General features: G+C 67.5%; 13 protein-coding genes and 1 pseudogene. 7 read left to right on the forward strand and 7 right to left on the reverse strand.

Annotated features, from left to right (window positions below):
- Positions 1 to 67 precede the first annotated feature (67 nt).
- The 4 genes and pseudogenes from lldD to AC06E7_RS16760 form a co-directional block, all read right to left on the reverse strand.
- Positions 68 to 1,209 (reverse strand): annotated as a pseudogene (lldD, locus tag AC06E7_RS16745) (FMN-dependent L-lactate dehydrogenase LldD).
- A 74-nt stretch (positions 1,210 to 1,283) separates the two neighbouring features.
- Complete coding sequence (locus AC06E7_RS16750) at positions 1,284 to 1,718, reverse strand: VOC family protein (RefSeq protein ID WP_184123359.1); 435 nt, start codon at positions 1,716 to 1,718, stop codon at positions 1,284 to 1,286.
- Complete coding sequence (locus tag AC06E7_RS16755; RefSeq protein WP_068852546.1) at positions 1,715 to 2,173, reverse strand: MgtC/SapB family protein; 459 nt, start codon at positions 2,171 to 2,173, stop codon at positions 1,715 to 1,717. Before AC06E7_RS16755 ends, AC06E7_RS16750 begins: the two co-directional genes overlap by 4 nt.
- Before the next feature lie 114 nt (positions 2,174 to 2,287).
- Positions 2,288 to 3,046, reverse strand: coding sequence for an SDR family NAD(P)-dependent oxidoreductase (locus AC06E7_RS16760; RefSeq protein ID WP_478065388.1), 759 nt, complete (start codon positions 3,044 to 3,046; stop codon positions 2,288 to 2,290).
- 161 nt (positions 3,047 to 3,207) lie between these two features.
- Here AC06E7_RS16760 and AC06E7_RS16765 point away from each other — a divergent pair, with 161 nt between their 5' ends.
- Positions 3,208 to 4,302 carry an alkene reductase gene (locus tag AC06E7_RS16765; protein WP_068852552.1) on the forward strand — a complete coding sequence of 365 codons (1,095 nt, stop codon included), beginning with the start codon at positions 3,208 to 3,210 and terminating at the stop codon, positions 4,300 to 4,302.
- A 12-nt stretch (positions 4,303 to 4,314) separates the two neighbouring features.
- Here the strand turns inward: AC06E7_RS16765 and AC06E7_RS16770 are convergent, their stop codons facing one another.
- Together AC06E7_RS16770 and AC06E7_RS16775 are read right to left on the reverse strand one after the other, a co-directional pair.
- Positions 4,315 to 6,210, reverse strand: a complete 1,896-nt coding sequence (locus AC06E7_RS16770) for a CocE/NonD family hydrolase (RefSeq protein ID WP_478065389.1) — start codon at positions 6,208 to 6,210, stop codon at positions 4,315 to 4,317.
- Positions 6,211 to 6,776: 566 nt separating this feature from the next.
- On the reverse strand, positions 6,777 to 9,593 hold the full coding sequence (locus tag AC06E7_RS16775) for a beta-glucosidase (protein WP_478065390.1): 2,817 nt from the start codon (positions 9,591 to 9,593) through the stop codon (positions 6,777 to 6,779).
- A gap of 361 nt (positions 9,594 to 9,954) precedes the next feature.
- Between AC06E7_RS16775 and AC06E7_RS16780 the strand changes: the two genes are divergently transcribed.
- A complete protein-coding gene (locus AC06E7_RS16780) occupies positions 9,955 to 10,368 on the forward strand; it encodes a type II toxin-antitoxin system MqsR family toxin (protein WP_478065391.1) in 414 nt (137 codons plus the stop codon).
- 2 nt (positions 10,369 to 10,370) lie between these two features.
- Entirely contained in the window at positions 10,371 to 10,850 is a 480-nt protein-coding gene (locus tag AC06E7_RS16785; protein ID WP_478065392.1) for a type II TA system antitoxin MqsA family protein, read from the forward strand.
- Here AC06E7_RS16785 and AC06E7_RS16790 read toward each other — a convergent pair.
- A complete protein-coding gene (locus AC06E7_RS16790) occupies positions 10,814 to 11,284 on the reverse strand; it encodes a winged helix-turn-helix transcriptional regulator (RefSeq protein ID WP_478065393.1) in 471 nt (156 codons plus the stop codon). The two genes, AC06E7_RS16785 and AC06E7_RS16790, sit on opposite strands and share 37 nt — an antisense overlap.
- Positions 11,285 to 11,358: 74 nt before the next feature.
- Here AC06E7_RS16790 and AC06E7_RS16795 point away from each other — a divergent pair, with 74 nt between their 5' ends.
- The 4 genes from AC06E7_RS16795 to AC06E7_RS16810 all read left to right on the forward strand — a co-directional run bounded on the left by AC06E7_RS16795 (position 11,359) and on the right by AC06E7_RS16810 (position 17,951).
- The gene (locus tag AC06E7_RS16795) at positions 11,359 to 12,552 is read left to right on the forward strand and encodes an MFS transporter (protein ID WP_478065394.1); all 1,194 of its coding nucleotides are present in this window, start codon (positions 11,359 to 11,361) and stop codon (positions 12,550 to 12,552) included.
- Positions 12,553 to 12,810: 258 nt separating this feature from the next.
- Positions 12,811 to 13,428, forward strand: coding sequence for a translesion DNA synthesis-associated protein ImuA (imuA, locus tag AC06E7_RS16800; protein WP_068852565.1), 618 nt, complete (start codon positions 12,811 to 12,813; stop codon positions 13,426 to 13,428).
- A 9-nt stretch (positions 13,429 to 13,437) separates the two neighbouring features.
- Positions 13,438 to 14,853 carry a Y-family DNA polymerase gene (locus tag AC06E7_RS16805; protein ID WP_478065395.1) on the forward strand — a complete coding sequence of 472 codons (1,416 nt, stop codon included), beginning with the start codon at positions 13,438 to 13,440 and terminating at the stop codon, positions 14,851 to 14,853.
- Positions 14,850 to 17,951 carry an error-prone DNA polymerase gene (locus AC06E7_RS16810; protein ID WP_478065396.1) on the forward strand — a complete coding sequence of 1,034 codons (3,102 nt, stop codon included), beginning with the start codon at positions 14,850 to 14,852 and terminating at the stop codon, positions 17,949 to 17,951. The genes AC06E7_RS16805 and AC06E7_RS16810 overlap by 4 nt, the downstream gene beginning before the upstream one ends.
- The last annotated feature ends 27 nt before the right edge of the window (positions 17,952 to 17,978 follow it).

The following is a 17,978-nucleotide window of genomic DNA, read 5'->3' on the forward strand; positions in this document are numbered from 1 at the left end:
ATGCCCGCCGGCCCAAGCCAGGCAAACTCGCAGACCAAGGCTTCACCGCTTTACCGCGTTACCGCTTTCAGCGCGACAAACCGACAAGAGAATCCTCACTGATCTCGCGAATGTTCCGCGCGCCGGTCAACGTCATCGCTACGCGCATTTCCTTCGCGATCAGATCCAGCAGGTTGGCCACGCCGGCCTCGCCGTGAGCCGCCAGCGCATACACGAACGCGCGGCCCAGCAGGACGCCGTCAGCACCCAGCGCCAGCATGCGTACTACGTCCAGCCCGCTGCGGATGCCCGAATCGACCAGGATCTCCACCTCGCCCTTGACCGCACTGGCGATGGCCGGAAGCGCGCGCGCCGTCGACAGCACCCCGTCCAGCTGGCGGCCGCCATGGTTGGATACCACGATGCCATCGGCGCCGAAGCGCACCGCATCGCGCGCGTCTTCGGGATCCAGGATGCCCTTGATCACCATCGGCCCCGTCCAGAACTCGCGGATCCATTCCAGGTCCTTCACGAAATGGACGGATCGAAATTGCTGCCCAGCCAGCCGATGTAATCGCCCAGCCCGGTGGGATTGCCGCAATAGGTGGAGATGTTGCCCAGGTCATGAGGGCGCCCACGCAACCCAACGTCCCACGCCCAGCGCGGGTGGGTCACGGCCTGCAGCATGCGCCGCAACGGCGCGTTGGGGCCGCTCATCCCCGAATGCGCATCGCGGTAGCGCGCGCCGGGCGTGGGCATGTCCACCGTGAAAACCAGCGTGGTGACCCCTGCCGCCTTGGCCCGTTCCAGCGCATTGCGCATGAAACCGCGGTCCTTGAGTACATACAGCTGGAACCACATCGGGCGACCGATGGCCGGCGCCACCTCCTCGATCGCGCACACCGACACCGTCGACAGCGTGAACGGAATGCCGCGGCTCGCCGCCGCCCTCGCCGCCTGCACCTCGCCCCGTCGCGCAAACATCCCCGTCAGACCCACCGGCCCCAGCGCCACCGGCATCGCCATGCGCTCACCCAGCAGCTCCGCATCCAGGCTGAGGTCGGCCACGTTGCGCAGGATCCGCTGGCGCAGCGCGATCCCGGCCAGGTCCTCGACGTTGCGGCGCAGCGTGTGCTCGGCGTAGGCGCCGCCGTCGATGTAATGGAACAGGAACGGCGGCAGCCGGCGTTGCGCGGCGGCGCGGTAATCGGTGGAAGCGGAAATGATCATGGTCCAACCATGGCGAAGCGTTTACGATCCGCCCATTAGACCAAAGATCTATGCCCCCACAGCGGATTGGCTGCCTAACCGCAGCACGGACTGGCCGGCCCCTTGAGCTCCACCCCATTGCCATCGGGGTCGCGCAGGTAAAGCGACAGCCCATCGCCTTCCGCCCCCAGGTTGCTGCTGACTTGCCCATCCACCGCCACCCCGTGCATCGTCAGGTGCTCGCGCAGCGCCGCCTCGTCGAACGGCTCGATGCGCAGGCACAGGTGCTCAAGATTGCGTCCCTGCGCGCCGGCCGCCGGACCGCCACGGCTGCCCAGTGCACCTTCTACGCTCACCAGGTCGATCATCGAGGATCCTGCATGCAGGTGCACCATGCCCAGCGTCGGGCGCTCGCGCGCTACCGTGCAGCCCAATACATCGCGATAGAAGGCCACCGCACGCTGAAGATCCTGTACCCGCAGCACCAGGTGATCAAGGCGTTTGATCTCGAACGGACGCTCGCTGCTCATGGTGACTCCAGCTTTTTTGCCAATCGACGGAACACCGTCAGCACGATCACGCACATCACACTGACCCCGATCGCAATCACATATTCCCCGATCCCCACCGCGATGCCGATGGCCGCGGCCATGATCAGCGAACTGGCCGTGGTCAAACCGCTGACCTCATCATCGCGGTTGCCACGCAGGATGGTGCCCGCCGCCACGAAGCCAACGCACGCCACCACCGCCTCGATCAGGCGTACCGGATCCACCTGCAGCAGGTCACGGTAGCGCTCCTGCTGGAAATGCTCGGCGATGCTGTCGCCCAGGCCGACGATCAGCGCGGCCGCGCCGGCAATCAGCATGTGCGTGCGCAGCCCGGCCGCATGCTTGCCCAACTCCCGCTCCAGGCCGAGCACGCCACCAAACAACATTGCTGCGGCGATGCGCAGCAGAATCGACAGATCCTGTTCCAGTCCCATCCAGCTCTCCTCGGCAATGCCTCAAGCCTTGCGTGAGCGTCGTGGGAGTGCCGTGAAATCCGCCGTGAGCATGGCGTGCAGGAGCGGGCCAGGCCCGCCCCTGCCCCACGGTGGTTACTGGGCCAGGTAACCGCCATCGATGGCGTAATACGTACCGGTAGCGAACGACGCGTCGGCACTGGCCAGCCAAGCCACCAGCGCTGCCACTTCTTCCGCCTTTCCCAGCCGGTTCAGCGCGTGCTTGGCTTCCAGCGCCTTGCGTACGGTCGGATCCATCTTGTCGAGCAGCGGCGTGGCAATGAAACCCGGGCCCACCGCGTTGACCCGGATGTTGTCACCCGCGTGTTCCCAGGCTGCGGTCTGGGTCAGGCCCACCACGCCGTGCTTGGCGGCAACGTAGGCGGCCGAATTGGCGAACCCGACCTGGCCCAGGATCGAGGCCATGTTGATGATGCTGCCGCCCTTGCCGCCCTTGCGCAGCGCCTGGATCTGCGCGCGCTGGCACAGGAATACGCTGTTGAGGTTCACGTCGATGACGCGCTTCCAGCCGTCCACCGGGTACTCGCCGCTGGTCGCCGACGGGCCACCGATGCCTGCGTTGTTGACAGCAATATCCAGCCCGCCCAGTTCCTGCACCGTGCGCTGTACGGCCGCTTCCACCGCCGCTTCGTCGGTGACGTCCAGGGCGATGCCGATCGCACTGACGCCACGACCACGGATGGCTTCGGCGGTCTTCTGCACCGCGTCGTCCTTCAGGTCCCACACCGCCACCGCCGCGCCGGAATCGGCCAGCAGCTCGGCCACGGCCAGGCCGATACCGGAAACGCCACCGGTGACGATGGCGACCTTGCCCTTGAGTTGGTAATCGATCATTGCACTGCCTCTGCTTGAGTACCTCACTACCCTACGCCCCGGATGCGTTACACAACGTGCACGCAGCGCCCCGCAACAATGCTTCCCATCGCTGCAACGCACCCGGGCCTATGCTGGGTGTCGTATCCCCTGCACGACTTCCCTTCCCCGAGGCATCGCACATGACACAGTCCCCTGACGGTACGTTGTTCACCCCCACCCGGCTCGGCGCGATCGAGGTCGGCAACCGCATCGCGATGGCACCGTTGACGCGCAACCGCGCCATCGAAGGCCGCGTGCCCAACCCGCTGGCCATCCAGTACTACGAGCAGCGCGCCAGCGCCGGCCTGATCATCGCCGAAGCCACCCAGATCAGCCCGCTCGGCCAGGGCTACCTGGACACGCCCGGCATCTACAGCCAGGCCCAGATCGATGCGTGGCGCAAGGTGACCGATGCGGTGCATGCGCGCGGCGGCCGCATCGTGCTGCAGCTCTGGCACGTGGGCCGCATCTCGCACACCAGCCTGCTTCCGGACGGCGAAGTGCCGGTGGCACCCAGCGCGCTGCGCGCCAATGGCAAGACCTTCACCGCAAAGGGCTTCGAGGATGTCTCCGAGCCGCGCGCGCTGCGCCTGGACGAGATTCCCGCGCTGATCCAGGACTTCCGCCAGGCCGCACGCAATGCGATCACCGCCGGTTTCGACGGCGTGGAAGTACATGCCGCCAACGGCTACCTGATCGATCAATTCCTGCGTGATGGCAGCAACCTGCGCACCGACGAATACGGCGGCAGCATCGAAAACCGAACCCGCCTGCTCGACGAAGTGGTGCGCGCGATCGCTTCGGAAATCGGCGCAGAGCGTACCGGCGTGCGCCTGTCGCCGGTGACCCCGGCCAACGATGCGCGGGATTCGCAGCCGCAGCCGTTGTTCGAACGTGCGGTCGAGCGCCTGGATGCCATTGGCGGCCTGGCCTTCGTGCATGTGATCGAAGGCGCCACCGGTGGCCCGCGCGACAACATCGCGTTCGATTACGCGGCGCTGCGCGCGAAGTTCAAGGGCCCGTGGATCGCGAACAACGGCTACGACAAGGACAGTGCCGAGCAGGCCATCGCGTCCGGCTATGCGGACATGATCGCGTTCGGGCGCGCCTTCATCGCCAACCCGGACCTGGTGGAACGCCTGCGCCTGGGCGTGGCATTGTCCGACCTCGATCCGGACACGCTGTATGGCGGCGGCGCCAAGGGCTACACCGATTACCCGAGCGTGTCCGGGTAATCGCCCTCGGCATCAGTACACCGGCAACGCAATGAACGACGCGTTGCCCGGTGCATGCCACACCTGCTGGGTCGCCTTCTGGTAATCGCCGGGCTTGGCCAGGTAGATGTTGGGCACGAAGGTCTGCGGGTTGCGGTCGTACAGCGGGAACAGGCTGGACTGCACCTGCACCATCACCCGGTGGCCCGGCTGGAACACGTGGTTGGCGGTGGGCAGGCCGAATTTGTAATCGAGCACCTGGTTGGAGGCGATCGCCTTGGGTTCACTGAAGCTTTCGCGGTAGCGGCCCCGGAAGATCGCCATCGACACGCCCAGCTCATAGCCGCCCATCTCCGGCGTCGACGGCACCTGGTCTGGATACACATCGATCAGCTTCACCACCCAGTCACTGTCGCTGCCGCTGGTGGCCGCCTGCAGGTTCACCTGCGGCGCGCCGCCGATCCGCAGCGGTTCGGTGAGCGGCTCGCTGACGAAGGTCAGCACGTCGGTGCGGCCATCGACGAAGCGCTGGTCCTTGACCAGCCAGCTGGTCCACATATCGCGGTCGGCGAAGCGCACCGGACGCGGCGCGAACGGGACCGGCTTGGCCGGGTCGGAAACATAGGCTTCGTACGTGGCCTCCCCCGCCTGCGGCGCTTCGAACGAGAGCTTGCCGCCGGCGCGCAGGTACAGCGGTCTGGTCTGGGCAGCGGTACGCGGCCACTGCTGCAGCTTGTCCCAGTGGTTCTCGCCGGTGTTGTAGATCAGCACCGGGGGCGTATCGGCCTTGGCCGCGCCATCGACCAGGTACTGGTCGAAGAACGGCTTGAGCACGTCGCGGCGGAACTGCAGGGCGGTATCGCCGTCGAACTTCAGCGCGCCCAGGCTGCTGCCGTCATAGTTGACCTGGCTGTGCCGCCACGGGCCCATGACCAGATAGTTGAGCGTATTGCCGGTGTCACGCGGCTCCATCGCGGCATAGCTGTGCACCGCGCCCCACATGTCTTCCTGGTCCCACAGGCCCTGCAGCCACATGGTGGGGACTTTCAATTCGGTCTTGGCCATGCGCGCATCGAGCGCCTGTTCCTGCCAGAAGGCATCGTAGGCCGGGTGTTCCACCAGCTTGTGCCACCACGCCAGCTGTTCCAGGCCATTGGCCTTGGCATAGTCACCGGCCGAGCCGGCACGCAGGAAGGTGGTGTAATCGTCGTAGCCGGTGCTGGGAATGGACGGGCCTTTGCCGCGCTTGGCCAGCTGGCCGGTGAAGTAGCCGAAGTTGACCTGGCGGAAGGCGCCGTAGTTGAGCCAGTCATCGCCCATCCAGCCATCGATCATCGGGCTCTGCGGCGCGGCGACCTTCAGCGCGGGGTGCGGGTTGGTCAGCGCCATCACCACGGTGAAGCCTTCATACGAGGAGCCCAGCATGCCGACCTTGCCGTTGCTTTCGGGCACGTGCTTGACCAGCCAGTCGATGGTGTCCCAGGCGTCGGTGGCATGGTCGACCTTGGTGGCATTGAGCGGGCCACGCAGCGGCCGGGTCATCACGTAATCGCCTTCAGAGCCGTACTTGCCGCGGATATCCTGGAACACGCGGATATAGCCGGCATCGACGAACACTTCGTCGCCCTGCGGGAGGATGTCGCGCATGTGCGGCGAATCGATGCGCTTGGCGCGGTTGGCGGCGTCGTAGGGCGTACGGGTCAACAGCATCGGTGCATTGCGCGCGCCCTTGGGCACGACGATGACCGTATACAGCTTGGTCCCGTCGCGCATCGGAATCATCACTTCGCGCTTGTCGTAGTCATACCCGGCGGTAGGGGTGACGAATCCCTTGGCCGGAATATCCGGCGTCATCGGCGCGGTCTGCGCCGACACGCTGGCGGCAATCAACAGGCTCAACAGCACGACAGGCACGACACGAACACGCATGGCTCTCTCCGGGAAGGTGATGGCGACCAACCTCCGCAGCCTAGCGCCGTTCTTCCCCAGCCGATATGTGCCGATGGTTGGCCGCGAACGGCCTTTTACAGCAAAGCCTTGAGAGCCAGAGCCTTGAAAAGCCAGAGCCTCAAAAGCCAAAGCCTTGGTCTGCGGGCGTCCCTGGCTTGGGCCGGCGGGCATGGGGGTACGGGGGGCGCCGTAAACCCATCCATGGGGGCTCTTGCGAAACATCCATGTTTCGCAAAGCCCCCGTACCCCCATGCCCGCCGACCCTTTGACAGTGAGTCGGTGACCACGGAAAAAAGCGGTGGACAAACGCTGTTGCCGTTGCTGTTGCCTTTGATTTCCGTGGGTGACCGGCCAACTGTCAAAGGCTGGCGGGGGTGGGTTTGCGGGACCGTAGAGCGCCATGGATGGCGCGAACGAGCCTACATGGACGTACTTGCGGCGTGTCCCGCAAACCCACACCCGCCAGCCAAGCCAGGCGCGCCCGCAGACCAAGGCTGTTCGCGGTAAAGCGTGAGCGCTCTAAACGCCCACGCACCACGTACACCTCACTTCACCACACCACCACTCAACACCATCGGCGAGGTCTGCAGCGGCTCATTGGCCGAGCGCGAAAGCTGCAGCTCGTAACGGCCTTCCGCAATCTTCCACTGCTTGTCGCGCGTATCGAAACTGGCCATCGCCTTCGGTTCGGCCTCGATGCGGATCCGGCGCGATTCGCCCGGCTGCAGCGTGACCTTCTGGAACCCGATCAGGCGGATCGGCGTGGTGCTGCCTTCGGGCATCTTCAGGTACAGCTGCGCCACGTCCGCACCGGCCACCTTGCCGGTGTTGCGCACGTCCACCGTCGCCACCAGGCGCTGGCCCATCGCCGTGTAGGTCAGGTTGTCGTACTGGAACTGCGTGTACGAGAGCCCGTGGCCGAACGCGAACTGCGGCGTGAGACCCTTGGCCGCGAACCACTTGTAGCCGACGTTGGCGCCTTCGATGTTGTAATCGATGGTGTCGTCCGGCTTCTGCTTCGGATTGAAGCCCAGCCCGTTCACGTGCGGGCGAGGCAGCTGCGACGCGTCCACCGGCCACGTCACCGGCAGCCGGCCCGACGGATTTACCTTGCCGGTCAGCAGCGCCGCAATGGCCTCACCGCCGCGGATGCCCGGGTACCACGCCTGCAGGATCGCCGGCACCTGCTGCAGCCACGGCAGCTCGACCGGACCGTTGGTTTCCAGCACCACCACCGTCTTCGGGTTGGCCTTGGCCACCCCGGCAATCAGCGTGTCCTGGTTGTCCGGCAGCTTCATGTGCGGCAGATCCACCGACTCGGCCGACCACTGCGTCGCGAACAGGATCGCCACGTCGGCCGCGGCGGCAGCGCGCGCGGCAGCCGCCACGTCACGGCCGTCCACGTACTCGATGGTCGCATCCGGGCGCTCGGCGCGCAGCGCCTCCAGCGGCGAGGACGGGTGGAAGATCACCGGGCCCGGCCAGGTGGTCGGCAGCACGCCCGGCACCGCATTGGTGCCACGCGCGGTCCAGCCCACCATCGACGAACCACCGCCCCCGATCACGCCCTTGTCGGCATGCCCGCCGATGATCACGATGCGCTGCACCTCCTTGCCCAGCGGCAGCACGTCGCCGGCGTTGCGCAGCAGTACGCTGCCCTCTTCCACCGTGCGCTGCGCGGCCGCAAAGCCCGCTTCATCGTCGATCGGCACATGCTGCGGCGGCAGGTCGAAATTGCCGTGCGCGAACATCGTGCGCAGGATCCGCGCCACCATGTCGTCCAACCGCGCCTGCGGCACCGTGCCACCGGCCACGGCCAGCCGCAGCGGCGCATCGAAATACACCGCCTTGTCGAACACCTCGCCCGCCGACTGCTGGTCCAGGCCGGCCAGCGCCGCCTTCGAACCGCTGTGCACACCGCCCCAGTCGGACATCACGAAACCCGGGAACTTCCACTCCTGCTTGAGCACCTGGTTCATCAGGTAATCGTGCTCGCAGCCGTAGGTGCCGTTGATGCGGTTGTAGGAACACATCACCGAACCGGGCTTGCCTTCGTCCAGTGCGATTTCAAAGGCCAGCAGGTCCGATTCGCGCATCGCCTGTTCGCCGATTTCGGCACTGTGGAAGTTGCGCGAGGTTTCCATGTCGTTGAGCGCGAAATGCTTCATCGTCGAGATCACGTGCTGGCTCTGCACACCGCGGATCGACTCACCCACCAGGCGACCGGCCAGCACCGGGTCTTCGCCGGCGTATTCGAAATTGCGGCCATTGCGCGGGTCGCGCTGCAGGTTGACGCTGCCGGCCAGCAGGATGTTGAAGCGCTGCTGCCACGCTTCGCGGCCCATGGTGGCACCGCCGGTGAAGGCGATCTGCGGGTTCCAGCTCGAGGCGGTGGACGGGCCCGAGGGCATCGCCGTGGCATGGTCGCCCTTGCGGATCCCGCCCGGGTTGGTCACGCCCACGCCGGCATCGGCCGACTGCTGGGACGGAATGCCCAGGCGCGGCACGCCCGGTACGAACCCGGCCGAACCGACCGCGCCTTCCGGCAGCGGCCCGCCATCCTTGCCCAGCCCGAAGTAGCTGTGCAGCATCTGGAACTTCTCGTCCACGGTCATCCGCGCCACCAGCAGCCTGGCGCGCGCATCCGCGCCCAGGCCGGTGTCCATCCACGGCGTGTCGCCGCCCACGGGGGCGCTGTAGCCCAGCGTCAGCAGCTGGCCGGCGATGCTCGCATCGGCATCCAGGCGCAACTTGACCGGCTTGGTCGTGGCGGCATCGAAGCCGGCACTGTATCCGGCACCCTTGCCGATGGCGGCGAAACCCGCGGCGGTGGCGATGTCCGCATCGGTACCCAGCAGCACCGCCGGCGCACCCAGGCGCGAGCTGTCCACCAGCGTCTTGACCACCGTGCCATCGGCCTCGGCAGCGCGCGTGTACAGCGCCACCACGTGGCGGCCGTCGTTGAGGCGCAGGTAGTTCAGGCCCGGCGCTTCCACGCCCGATTCGGCTTCCACTGGCAGGCGTGAAAGCACGATGCTGCCGCGCTGTTCGGCCGCAGCCGGGTCGGCACTGACGAAGCGATAGGTGTAGCCCAGGTCGTCGGCCAATGCTGCAAGCGGGTCCGGTGCCTGCGCGCTTTCCATGCTGTCGGCCGGACGGATCACGTTGCCGATGGTCAGCGCATCCACGTCCAGCGCCTGCAGCTGTTCGGCCACCAGCTTGGCATCCAGGTACGTCGGTGCCTGGTCCAGGCGCAGCACGGTGAAGGCGTCGCCACCCACCGCCGGTGCGGCAAAGGCAGAGGCAGACAGCGACAGGGCGATGGCGGCCGTCAGGGCCAAGGGCTTTGTAATCGTTTTCATAAGCGGGCGAAACACCTTTGCTGACGCAGTAAATCCAGGGAGTCTTGCCGCAGAAGGGTGCAGCGCCGTCATGGCGGGATCCCGGCACGCAACTGCGCTCGGGATCGAACTACACGGGCACGCCAGCCACGATCAAGCCCCTCCGCCTGTCGCCACAGCCACCGCATCCGTCGGGTGCCGTCGCCAGCACCCATCCGCTCAAGAGTCGTTCACCCTGTTCATTCGTGTCAACAGCGCGTTCAGGTTTGAGTTACGAGCGATGTGGCCTATCGAACAACCGAATTGGATAGAAACGTTTGCGTTGCGGTGATTGTGATTCAACCTCTAAGGTGTATATTCGTCCTGACCATGGAAGGAAGCGATGCGTACATCGCCCCCTCACACCCGGGCTGGTGCCACGCCACGCGGTGTCACCGTCCGCTCCGACGGCGTCTGGGAAAAGCGGGCGCCGGAGTACCCACTGATACAGGTCAAGCAGGTGGTGCGGCGCTTGGGAACCCAGGTTTTCGGATTCAAGGCAGTGGCGGGCATGGCCGCGATGCAGCTGGCCCCGCAGCAGGCAATCAAGGCAATCCTGGGCTTGGCCCCAGATCACTTCTTCAAGTCCATGACAGCCGAGAACGACGCAGCTCACACGCTTTGGCAGGACGTCTATCACGGCCCTACTGAAAACGGGTTGGCGTACATCAAATTCATGCTCTGGTTTCCACCTGCTGCTTCCAGCAACGCAATCGCCCCCACTCCCAAGCTCGTTGTTTCATTCAAGAAGCTATGACCATGACGACCGCACACGACTACCCCACCCTCGCCCCAGGTCAATGCCCTGCATGCGGCGCGGTGGGTTCACTGGTCGCTTTTGCCGGATCGCTGCCACTGGCCAGCGGCAATCGAACGATCGAAGTGCCCCATCTTGTTGGTGAGCGCTGCGAGCGTTGCGAAGAGACGTTTCTGGATGACACCAGCCATGCGCGATATCTCGCGGCCGCCGATGAACTGGTGCACCAAGCCCGATTGGACGCGGGCGCGGAGCTGCGCCGCGTACGTCGTAAGCTGCGCTTGAGTCAGCATGAGGCAGCGGCCATCGCCGGCGGCGGCCCCAATGCGTTTTCCCGGTATGAAACGGGCAAGGCACAGCCGGTGGCAGCGGTGTTCAACCTGTTCCGCCTCTTGGATCGCCACCCCGACCTTCTTGGAGAAATCCTCGAAGCGGCCGCCAGCTTTCAGCCCCGGGTCAAGTCGCCGCTCAGGGGAACCTGATCCGGCTTGATTACTTCGGTCTCCGCAGCCGTCAGCGCCCTGCCCTCTGCATCGTGGGGCAGCAGCGGTGCCACGGCCTGCCCGGTGCTGATCACCTGCAGGTGCGAACGCGGTTCAGACGGATCGAACAGATGGCCCTCGCCCCATTGGCGCAGCGCCACCACCAGCGGGAACAGCGCCTGGCCTTGGGCGGTGAGCACGTAGTCGTGGTATCGGCTGCCATCGGCGGCGGCCTGCTGGGTCAGCACACCGGCGTCCTGCAGGGCCTGGAGGCGCTGGCTGAGCATGCTGCGCGACATGCCCAGGCCGCGCTGGAAATCGCTGAAGCGGCGGACGCCGTCGAAGGCGTCACGCACGATCAGCAGCGACCAGCGGTCGCCGATCCGGTCCAGCGCGCGGGCAACCGGGCAGGTGCGGTTGAGATCGTGGTGCATGGCGAGCCTCCTTTAGTGGTTTCATTTTAGAACCAAATGGCACAGACTCAACTGGTTCTATTTTGAGACCAGTCATGTCCACCACTGCCCCACTCCCGCGCCTCGCCCCTTCCCTGCTCCTGCTGTTCGCCTGCTCCGGTGGGCTCAGCGTGGCCAACGTCTACTACGCCCAGCCGTTGCTGGATGCCCTGTCGGCCGACCTGCACATCGGCGTGTCCTGGATCGGTGCGGTGATCGCCGCAACCCAGGTCGGGTCGGTGGCCGCCCTGCTATGGCTGGTGCCGCTGGGCGACCGGGTCGAGCGACGGCGGCTGATGGCGCTGCAGACCGCCGCGCTGATGCTGGCGCTGCTCTGGGTTGCTGCCGCCGGTACGGCCATGGGCCTGCTGCTGGCCATGTTCACGGTCGGCCTGCTGGGCACCGCGATGACCCAGGGGCTGATTGCCTACGCGGCCGCCGCCGCGCCGGCGCATGAGCGGGGCCGCGTGGTCGGTGCGGCGCAGGCCGGGGTGGTGATCGGGCTGCTGCTGGCGCGGCTGGTGGCGGGCGTGGTCGCCGACCTGGGCGGCTGGCGCACGGTGTACCTGCTCTCGGCGGGCGTGATGGGACTGACCGGGCTGCTGCTGTGGCGGTATCTGCCGCGTCTTGCGGTGCCACTCGTCTCGCCGCGGTTGTCACTGCTGGCCCTGCTGCGCCAGCAACCGGTGCTGCGCCGGCGTGGGCTGCTGGGGTTGTTGATGTTCACCGGGTTCGGGCTGTTCTGGAGCAGCATGGCGCTGCCGTTGAGCGCGCCGCCGTTCCGGCTTGGGCACACCGCGATCGGTGCGTTCGCACTGGTGGGCCTGCTCGGCGCACTGGCCGCCGCACGCAGCGGGCACTGGAGCGACCGTGGGCATGCCGACCGGGTGACGCGGGGGGCCCTGCTGCTGTTACTGCTGGGCTGGTGGCCGCTGTCGGCACTGCACGCCTCGCTGGGCTGGCTGGTGCTGGGCGTATTGCTGCTGGATCTGGCCGTGCAGGCCCTGCATGTGACCAACCAGAGCCTGATCCTGGCGGCGGCACCGACGCAGGCCCAGGCGCAGGTGATTGCGGGGTACATGCTGTTTTATGCAGCCGGGAGTGGCTTGGGCGCGTTGCTGGGAAGCGCGGTGTATGCGGCGCATGGGTGGGGGGCGGTGTGTGGGGTGGGGGCTGGGGTGTCGCTGTTGGCGTTGGGGATTTTTTTGCGGGGGTCTTGGACGTCTGACGGGCGGCTTCGGCGGGGGTAAACGTCGGGAAATGTGCGGCGGGCCGATGTGAATTGGGCTTCGGACGCTTGGGCCGCGCTGCGCGCGGTGTCCGGCCAACGGCCGGGGCTACGAATTGTTACGGGATCACCGACAGGGTGGGTAAATTCATTAGCAATTTTGCTAATAACACGTAGCATGTCGGTCTCAACCCTTGACACCTGCCCTGCCTATCCTCGCCTCCATGTTCAGGTTTCCCGCCCATTTCTCCTTGTTCCAGCCCGCCAGGGAGGTGCGCTGATGGGCGCGGTGGTGGCCTTGGAACAGCTGCTGGAAAGCCGCCAGGTCTGGCGCGGGCAGCCGCGCGGGACGGCGCGGGAAGCCGCTGCCCACCCGACCGGGCACCCGGCGCTGGACAGCCGGCTGCCCGGCGGCGGCTGGCCGCCCTCGGCCCTGTCCGAAGTGCTGCTGGCCGCGCCCGGCCAGGGGGAGCTGGCGCTGGTCTGGCCGACCCTGGCCCGGCTCAGCCAGCTGCAGCAGACCGTAGTGCTGGTCGCCCCGCCGCACCTGCCGCATGCGCCAGCCTGGGCCGGCGCCGGGCTGGCCCTGGGCCAGTTGCAGGTAGTGCATGCCAGCCCGCGCGAAGCGCTGTGGGCGGCCGAACAATGCCTGCGCTCGGCTGCGTGTGCGGCGGTGCTGTGCTGGCCCGGGCACGCAGACGACCGCGCCCTGCGCCGGCTGCAGGTGGCCGCCGAAACCGGCCAGTGCCTGGGCTTTGCCTTCCGCGACAGCCGGCTGGCCCGCAACCCCTCCCCCGCCCCGTTACGCCTGCAGCTCGATGCCGGCCAGGTGCGGGTGCTCAAATGCCGCGGCGGCATGGCACCGGCGCAGCCGTTGCCGCTGGCCCTGGCTCATTGAGGCGCCGCCATGCAGTGGGCCTGCCTGTTGCTGCCTCAATTGGCGCTGGATGCGGCCCTGCGCCAGCAGCCCGATCCGCGCGCGCCGCTGGTGCTGGTCAGCGGCCCGGCCCAGCGGCGGGTGCTGCATGCGGTCAGCCCGGCGGCGCGCCAGCTCGGCCTGCGCCGCGGCATGCTGCTGTCGGCCGCGCAGGTGCTGACCCGCGACATGCTCACGGTGGACTACGACCCGCGCGCCGAACAGGACACCCGCCAGCTGCTGGCCAGCTGGCTGTACGGCATCAGCTCGCAGGTGAGCCTGGCCTTCCCGCATGCGCTGGCGCTGGAGATCGGCGCCAGCCGTGCCCTGTTCGGTGACTGGCCGGCGATCGAACAGCGCCTGCGCGAGGGCTTGAAGGAACTCGGCTTCCGCCATCGGCTGGTAGCGGCACCCAACCCGCACGCCGCCTGGGTACTCACCCGCGTGCATGCCCGCTTGGGCGTGGATGCGGCCGCGCTGGAACCTGCACTGGCGCAGATCCCGATCGACCGCAGCGGCCTGCCGGCCGAGGCTGTCACGGTACTGGCGCGCTCCGGCCTGCGCACGCTGGGCGCGGCCTTCGCGCTGCCCCGCGAAAGCCTGGCCCGGCGTTTCCCGGCCCAGGTGCTGGCCCACCTGGATGCGCTGCGCGGTATCGGCAGTGCGCCGCTGCAGTACTTCCGGCCGCCGGACCGGTTCGATGCGCGGATCGAGTTCGAGTATGAAATCGAATCCACCCAGGCCCTGCTGTTCCCGTTGCGTCGCCTTACCGCCGACCTGGCCGCTTTCCTGTGTTCGCGCGATGGCGGCGCGCAGCAGTTCGACCTGTGGTTCGAACACGAGCGCCACCCCGACACCCGGCTCACCGTAGGGTTGCTCGCCCCCGAACGCGATGCGGCGATGCTGTTCGAACTGGCGCGCAACCGCGTCGACCACCTGCGCCTGCCCGCCGGCAGCCGTGGGCTGCGCCTGCAGGCCGAACACCTGCCGCCGTTCGTGCCGGCCGCGCGCGACCTGTTCGACCCGCGCCCGCAGCAGGCCATGCCGTGGGAACAACTGCGCGAACGCCTGCGCGCGCGGCTGGGCGACGATGCCGTGCAGGGCGTGGGGCTGCGCGCCGAACACCGCCCCGAACGCGCCAGCGGCACCGCCGCACAGGCCATCAAGGGCCCGCCCCCCACCCTGCCGCTGCGCCCGGGCTGGCTGCTGGCCACGCCGCAGCCACTGTACGACCCGGACCTGCGCATCCTCTCCGGCCCGGAGCGGATTGAATCGGGCTGGTGGGACGAAGGCGATGTGCGCCGCGATTACTATGTGGTGGAAACGGCGCTGGGCCAGCGCGCCTGGGCCTACACCGCCGCCGGTGCGCGGCATGGCCCGTTCATGCTGCACGGCTGGTTCGCATGAGCACCGCCCTGCCCGGCTATGCCGAACTGCATTGCCTGTCGGCCTTCAGCTTCCAGCGCGGCGCCTCCATTGCCGAGGAGCTGTTCGCGCGTGCGAAGGAACAGGGCTACCAGGCCCTGGCGATCACCGACGAATGTTCGCTGGCCGGCATCGTGCGCGCCTGGCAGGCGGCGAAGAAGCACGCGCTGGCGCTGATCACCGGCGCGGAATTCCAGATCGAGGACGGGCCCAAGGTGGTGCTGCTGTGCACCGACCAGGCCGCCTATGCCGGGCTGTGCCAGCTGATCACCACCTGCCGCCGGCGTGCGCCGAAGGGCGAATACCGCTGCCTGCGCGAGGACTTCGATGCCCTGCCCGACAGCCTGCTGTGCCTGTGGCCGGCGCGTTCGCCCAGTGCTGAAGAGGCGGCCTGGCTGCATGCGCGCTTCGCGCACCGCGTGTGGCTGGCGGTGGAACTGCACCGCGACGCCGACGACGTGGCGCGGCTGGAAGCGCTGCTGGAATTCGGCTACGCCCACGACCTGCCGCTGCTGGCCAGCGGCGATGTGCACATGCACGTGCGCCGCCGCCGTGCGCTGCAGGACACCCTCACCGCGATCCGCCAGCACTGCACCATCGCCGATGCCGGCTGGCACCTGTTCCCCAATGGCGAACGCCACCTGCGCACCCGCCAGGCGCTGGCCGCACTGTACCCGCCCGAGCTGCTGGAGGAAACCCTGCGCGTGGCCGAGCTTTGTCGGTTCGACCTGGCGCAGCTGCAGTACACCTACCCGCGCGAGCTGGTGTCCGACGGCCACGACCCGGCCAGCTGGCTGCGCACCCTGGTCGAAGAGGGCATGCGCTGGCGCTGGCCCGGCGGCGCCAGCGAGGCGCAGCGCGGGCAGATCGAACACGAGCTGCGGCTGATCCACCTCAAGCAGTACGAGTCGTACTTCCTCACCGTGCACGACATCGTGCGTTTCGCCCGCAGCCAGCAGATCCTGTGCCAGGGCCGTGGCTCGGCGGCCAATTCGTCGGTGTGCTTCGTGCTGGGCGTGACCGAGATCGACCCCAGCCACATGGAACTGCTGTTCGAGCGCTTCATTTCCGAAGAACGCGACGAACCGCCGGACATCGACATCGATTTCGAACACGAACGGCGCGAGGAAGTGCTGCAGTATGTGTTCAACCGCTACGGCCGCGAACGTGCCGCGCTCACCGCCGTGGCGATCAGCTACCGTGGCCGCAGCGCGGTGCGCGACGTGGCCCGCGTGCTCGGCCTGCCGCCGGACCAGGTCAACGAACTGGCCGCCTGCCTGGACCGCTGGAGCAGCCACGAGCCACTGCCCGAGGCCCTGCGCGAACGCGGCTTCGACCCGGACACGCCGTTGATGCAGCGGGTGGTGGCGCTCACCGCCGAACTGGTGGACTTCCCACGCCACCTGTCCCAGCACCCGGGCGGCTTCGTGATTTCCGAGCACCCGCTGTCCACCCTGGTGCCGGTGGAGAACGCGGCCATGGCCGACCGCACCGTGATCCAGTGGGACAAGGACGACCTGGATGCCACCGGGCTGATGAAGGTCGACTGCCTGGCGCTGGGCATGCTCACCGCCGTGCGCAAATGCCTGGCCATGCTGCACGCGCATGGCGCCCCGGCAATGGGCATGGCCGACATCCCGGCCGGCGACACCGCCACCTACGACATGATCTGCCGCGCCGACACGCTGGGCGTGTTCCAGATCGAATCGCGCGCGCAGATGGCGATGCTCCCGCGCATGCAGCCGCGCTGCTTCTACGACCTGGTGATCGAAGTGGCGATCGTGCGGCCCGGGCCGATCCAGGGCGACATGGTCCATCCCTACCTCAACCGCCGCAAGCGGCTCAAGGAAGAAGGGATCGAAGAAGTCGACTACCCGCCGGCACTGGAGAAAGTGTTCAAGCGCACCCTGGGCGTGCCGCTGTTCCAGGAACAGGTGATGCAGCTGGCAGTGGCCGCCGCCGGCTTCACCCCGGGCGAGGCCGATGCGCTGCGCCGTTCGATGGCCGCCTGGAAGCGCCACGGCGGGTTGGAACCGCACCGCGACAAGCTGCTGGCCGGCATGGCAAAGAACAACTACAGCCGCGACTACGGCGAGCGCCTGTTCGAGCAGATCAAGGGCTTCGGCAGCTATGGCTTCCCGGAAAGCCACGCGGCCAGCTTCGCGCTGATCACCTACGTCAGCTGCTGGCTCAAATGCCACCACCCCGCCGCGTTTGCCGCCAGCCTGGTCAACAGCCAGCCGCTGGGCTTCTACACCCCCGACCAGATCCTGCAGGATGCGCGCCGGCACGGCGTGCCGGTGCTGCCGGTGGACGTGCGCCACAGCGACTGGGATTGCACGCTGGTGCCGGCCACGCAGGCCGATGCCCTGCCCGGCATCCGGCTCGGCCTGCGCATGATCGATGGGTTCAGTGAAGCGGTGGCCGAGGAAGTGCTGCAGGCACGTACGCGCCATGCCTTCGACAGCGTGGCCGACCTCAGCCAGCGGGCCCGGCTGGACCGCCGCCACCAAGGGCTGCTGGCCGACGCCGGCGCGCTGAAGGGGCTGAGCGGGCACCGCCACCGCGCGCGCTGGGATGTCTCGGGGGTGGAAAAGCCGTTGCCGCTGTTCGAGAACGTCCGCGCCACCGCCGACGCGGCCGTGGCCTTGCCGGCGCCGAGTGCGTTCGAGGACATGCAGGCCGATTACAACAGCACCGGCACCACCCTGGGCCAGCACATGGTGTCGTTCCTGCGCGACGAGCTGCGCGCACGGCGTTGCCAGCGATCCGATGAACTGGCGCAGCTGCCGCACGGGCGCAGCGTGCGTTTCGCCGGCCTGGTACGCATGCGCCAGCGCCCGCAGACCGCCAGCGGGGTGACCTTCCTCACCCTGGAAGACGAAAGCGGCATGGTCAACGCAGTGGTCTGGCGCAGGACCGCCGACCGCCAGCACCGGGTGCTGGTGGAGGCGCAGCTGATGCAGATCGATGGCCGGCTGGAGCGGGTGGATGGCGTGCAGCACCTGATCGTGCAGCGCATGCACAACCTCGATGCGCTGATCGAGGGGGTGCGTACCCACAGCCGCGACTTCCATTGATTGCTGTGACCGGTTTCACGCTGACGA

Source organism: Stenotrophomonas sp. Steno-Z4, from assembly GCF_056393145.1.

What these genes read in the sequence shown, in the direction of transcription:
- AC06E7_RS16750 (WP_184123359.1), bottom strand. Translation starts at nt 1,718, where the DNA reads ATGAGCAGCGAGCGTCCGTTCGAGATCAAACGCCTTGATCACCTGGTG.
- AC06E7_RS16755 (WP_068852546.1), bottom strand. Translation starts at nt 2,173, where the DNA reads ATGGGACTGGAACAGGATCTGTCGATTCTGCTGCGCATCGCCGCAGCA.
- AC06E7_RS16760 (WP_478065388.1), bottom strand. Translation starts at nt 3,046, where the DNA reads ATGATCGATTACCAACTCAAGGGCAAGGTCGCCATCGTCACCGGTGGC.
- AC06E7_RS16765 (WP_068852552.1), top strand. Translation starts at nt 3,208, where the DNA reads ATGACACAGTCCCCTGACGGTACGTTGTTCACCCCCACCCGGCTCGGC.
- AC06E7_RS16770 (WP_478065389.1), bottom strand. Translation starts at nt 6,210, where the DNA reads ATGCGTGTTCGTGTCGTGCCTGTCGTGCTGTTGAGCCTGTTGATTGCC.
- AC06E7_RS16775 (WP_478065390.1), bottom strand. Translation starts at nt 9,593, where the DNA reads ATGAAAACGATTACAAAGCCCTTGGCCCTGACGGCCGCCATCGCCCTG.
- AC06E7_RS16780 (WP_478065391.1), top strand. Translation starts at nt 9,955, where the DNA reads ATGCGTACATCGCCCCCTCACACCCGGGCTGGTGCCACGCCACGCGGT.
- AC06E7_RS16785 (WP_478065392.1), top strand. Translation starts at nt 10,371, where the DNA reads ATGACGACCGCACACGACTACCCCACCCTCGCCCCAGGTCAATGCCCT.
- AC06E7_RS16790 (WP_478065393.1), bottom strand. Translation starts at nt 11,284, where the DNA reads ATGCACCACGATCTCAACCGCACCTGCCCGGTTGCCCGCGCGCTGGAC.
- AC06E7_RS16795 (WP_478065394.1), top strand. Translation starts at nt 11,359, where the DNA reads ATGTCCACCACTGCCCCACTCCCGCGCCTCGCCCCTTCCCTGCTCCTG.
- imuA (WP_068852565.1), top strand. Translation starts at nt 12,811, where the DNA reads ATGGGCGCGGTGGTGGCCTTGGAACAGCTGCTGGAAAGCCGCCAGGTC.
- AC06E7_RS16805 (WP_478065395.1), top strand. Translation starts at nt 13,438, where the DNA reads ATGCAGTGGGCCTGCCTGTTGCTGCCTCAATTGGCGCTGGATGCGGCC.
- AC06E7_RS16810 (WP_478065396.1), top strand. Translation starts at nt 14,850, where the DNA reads ATGAGCACCGCCCTGCCCGGCTATGCCGAACTGCATTGCCTGTCGGCC.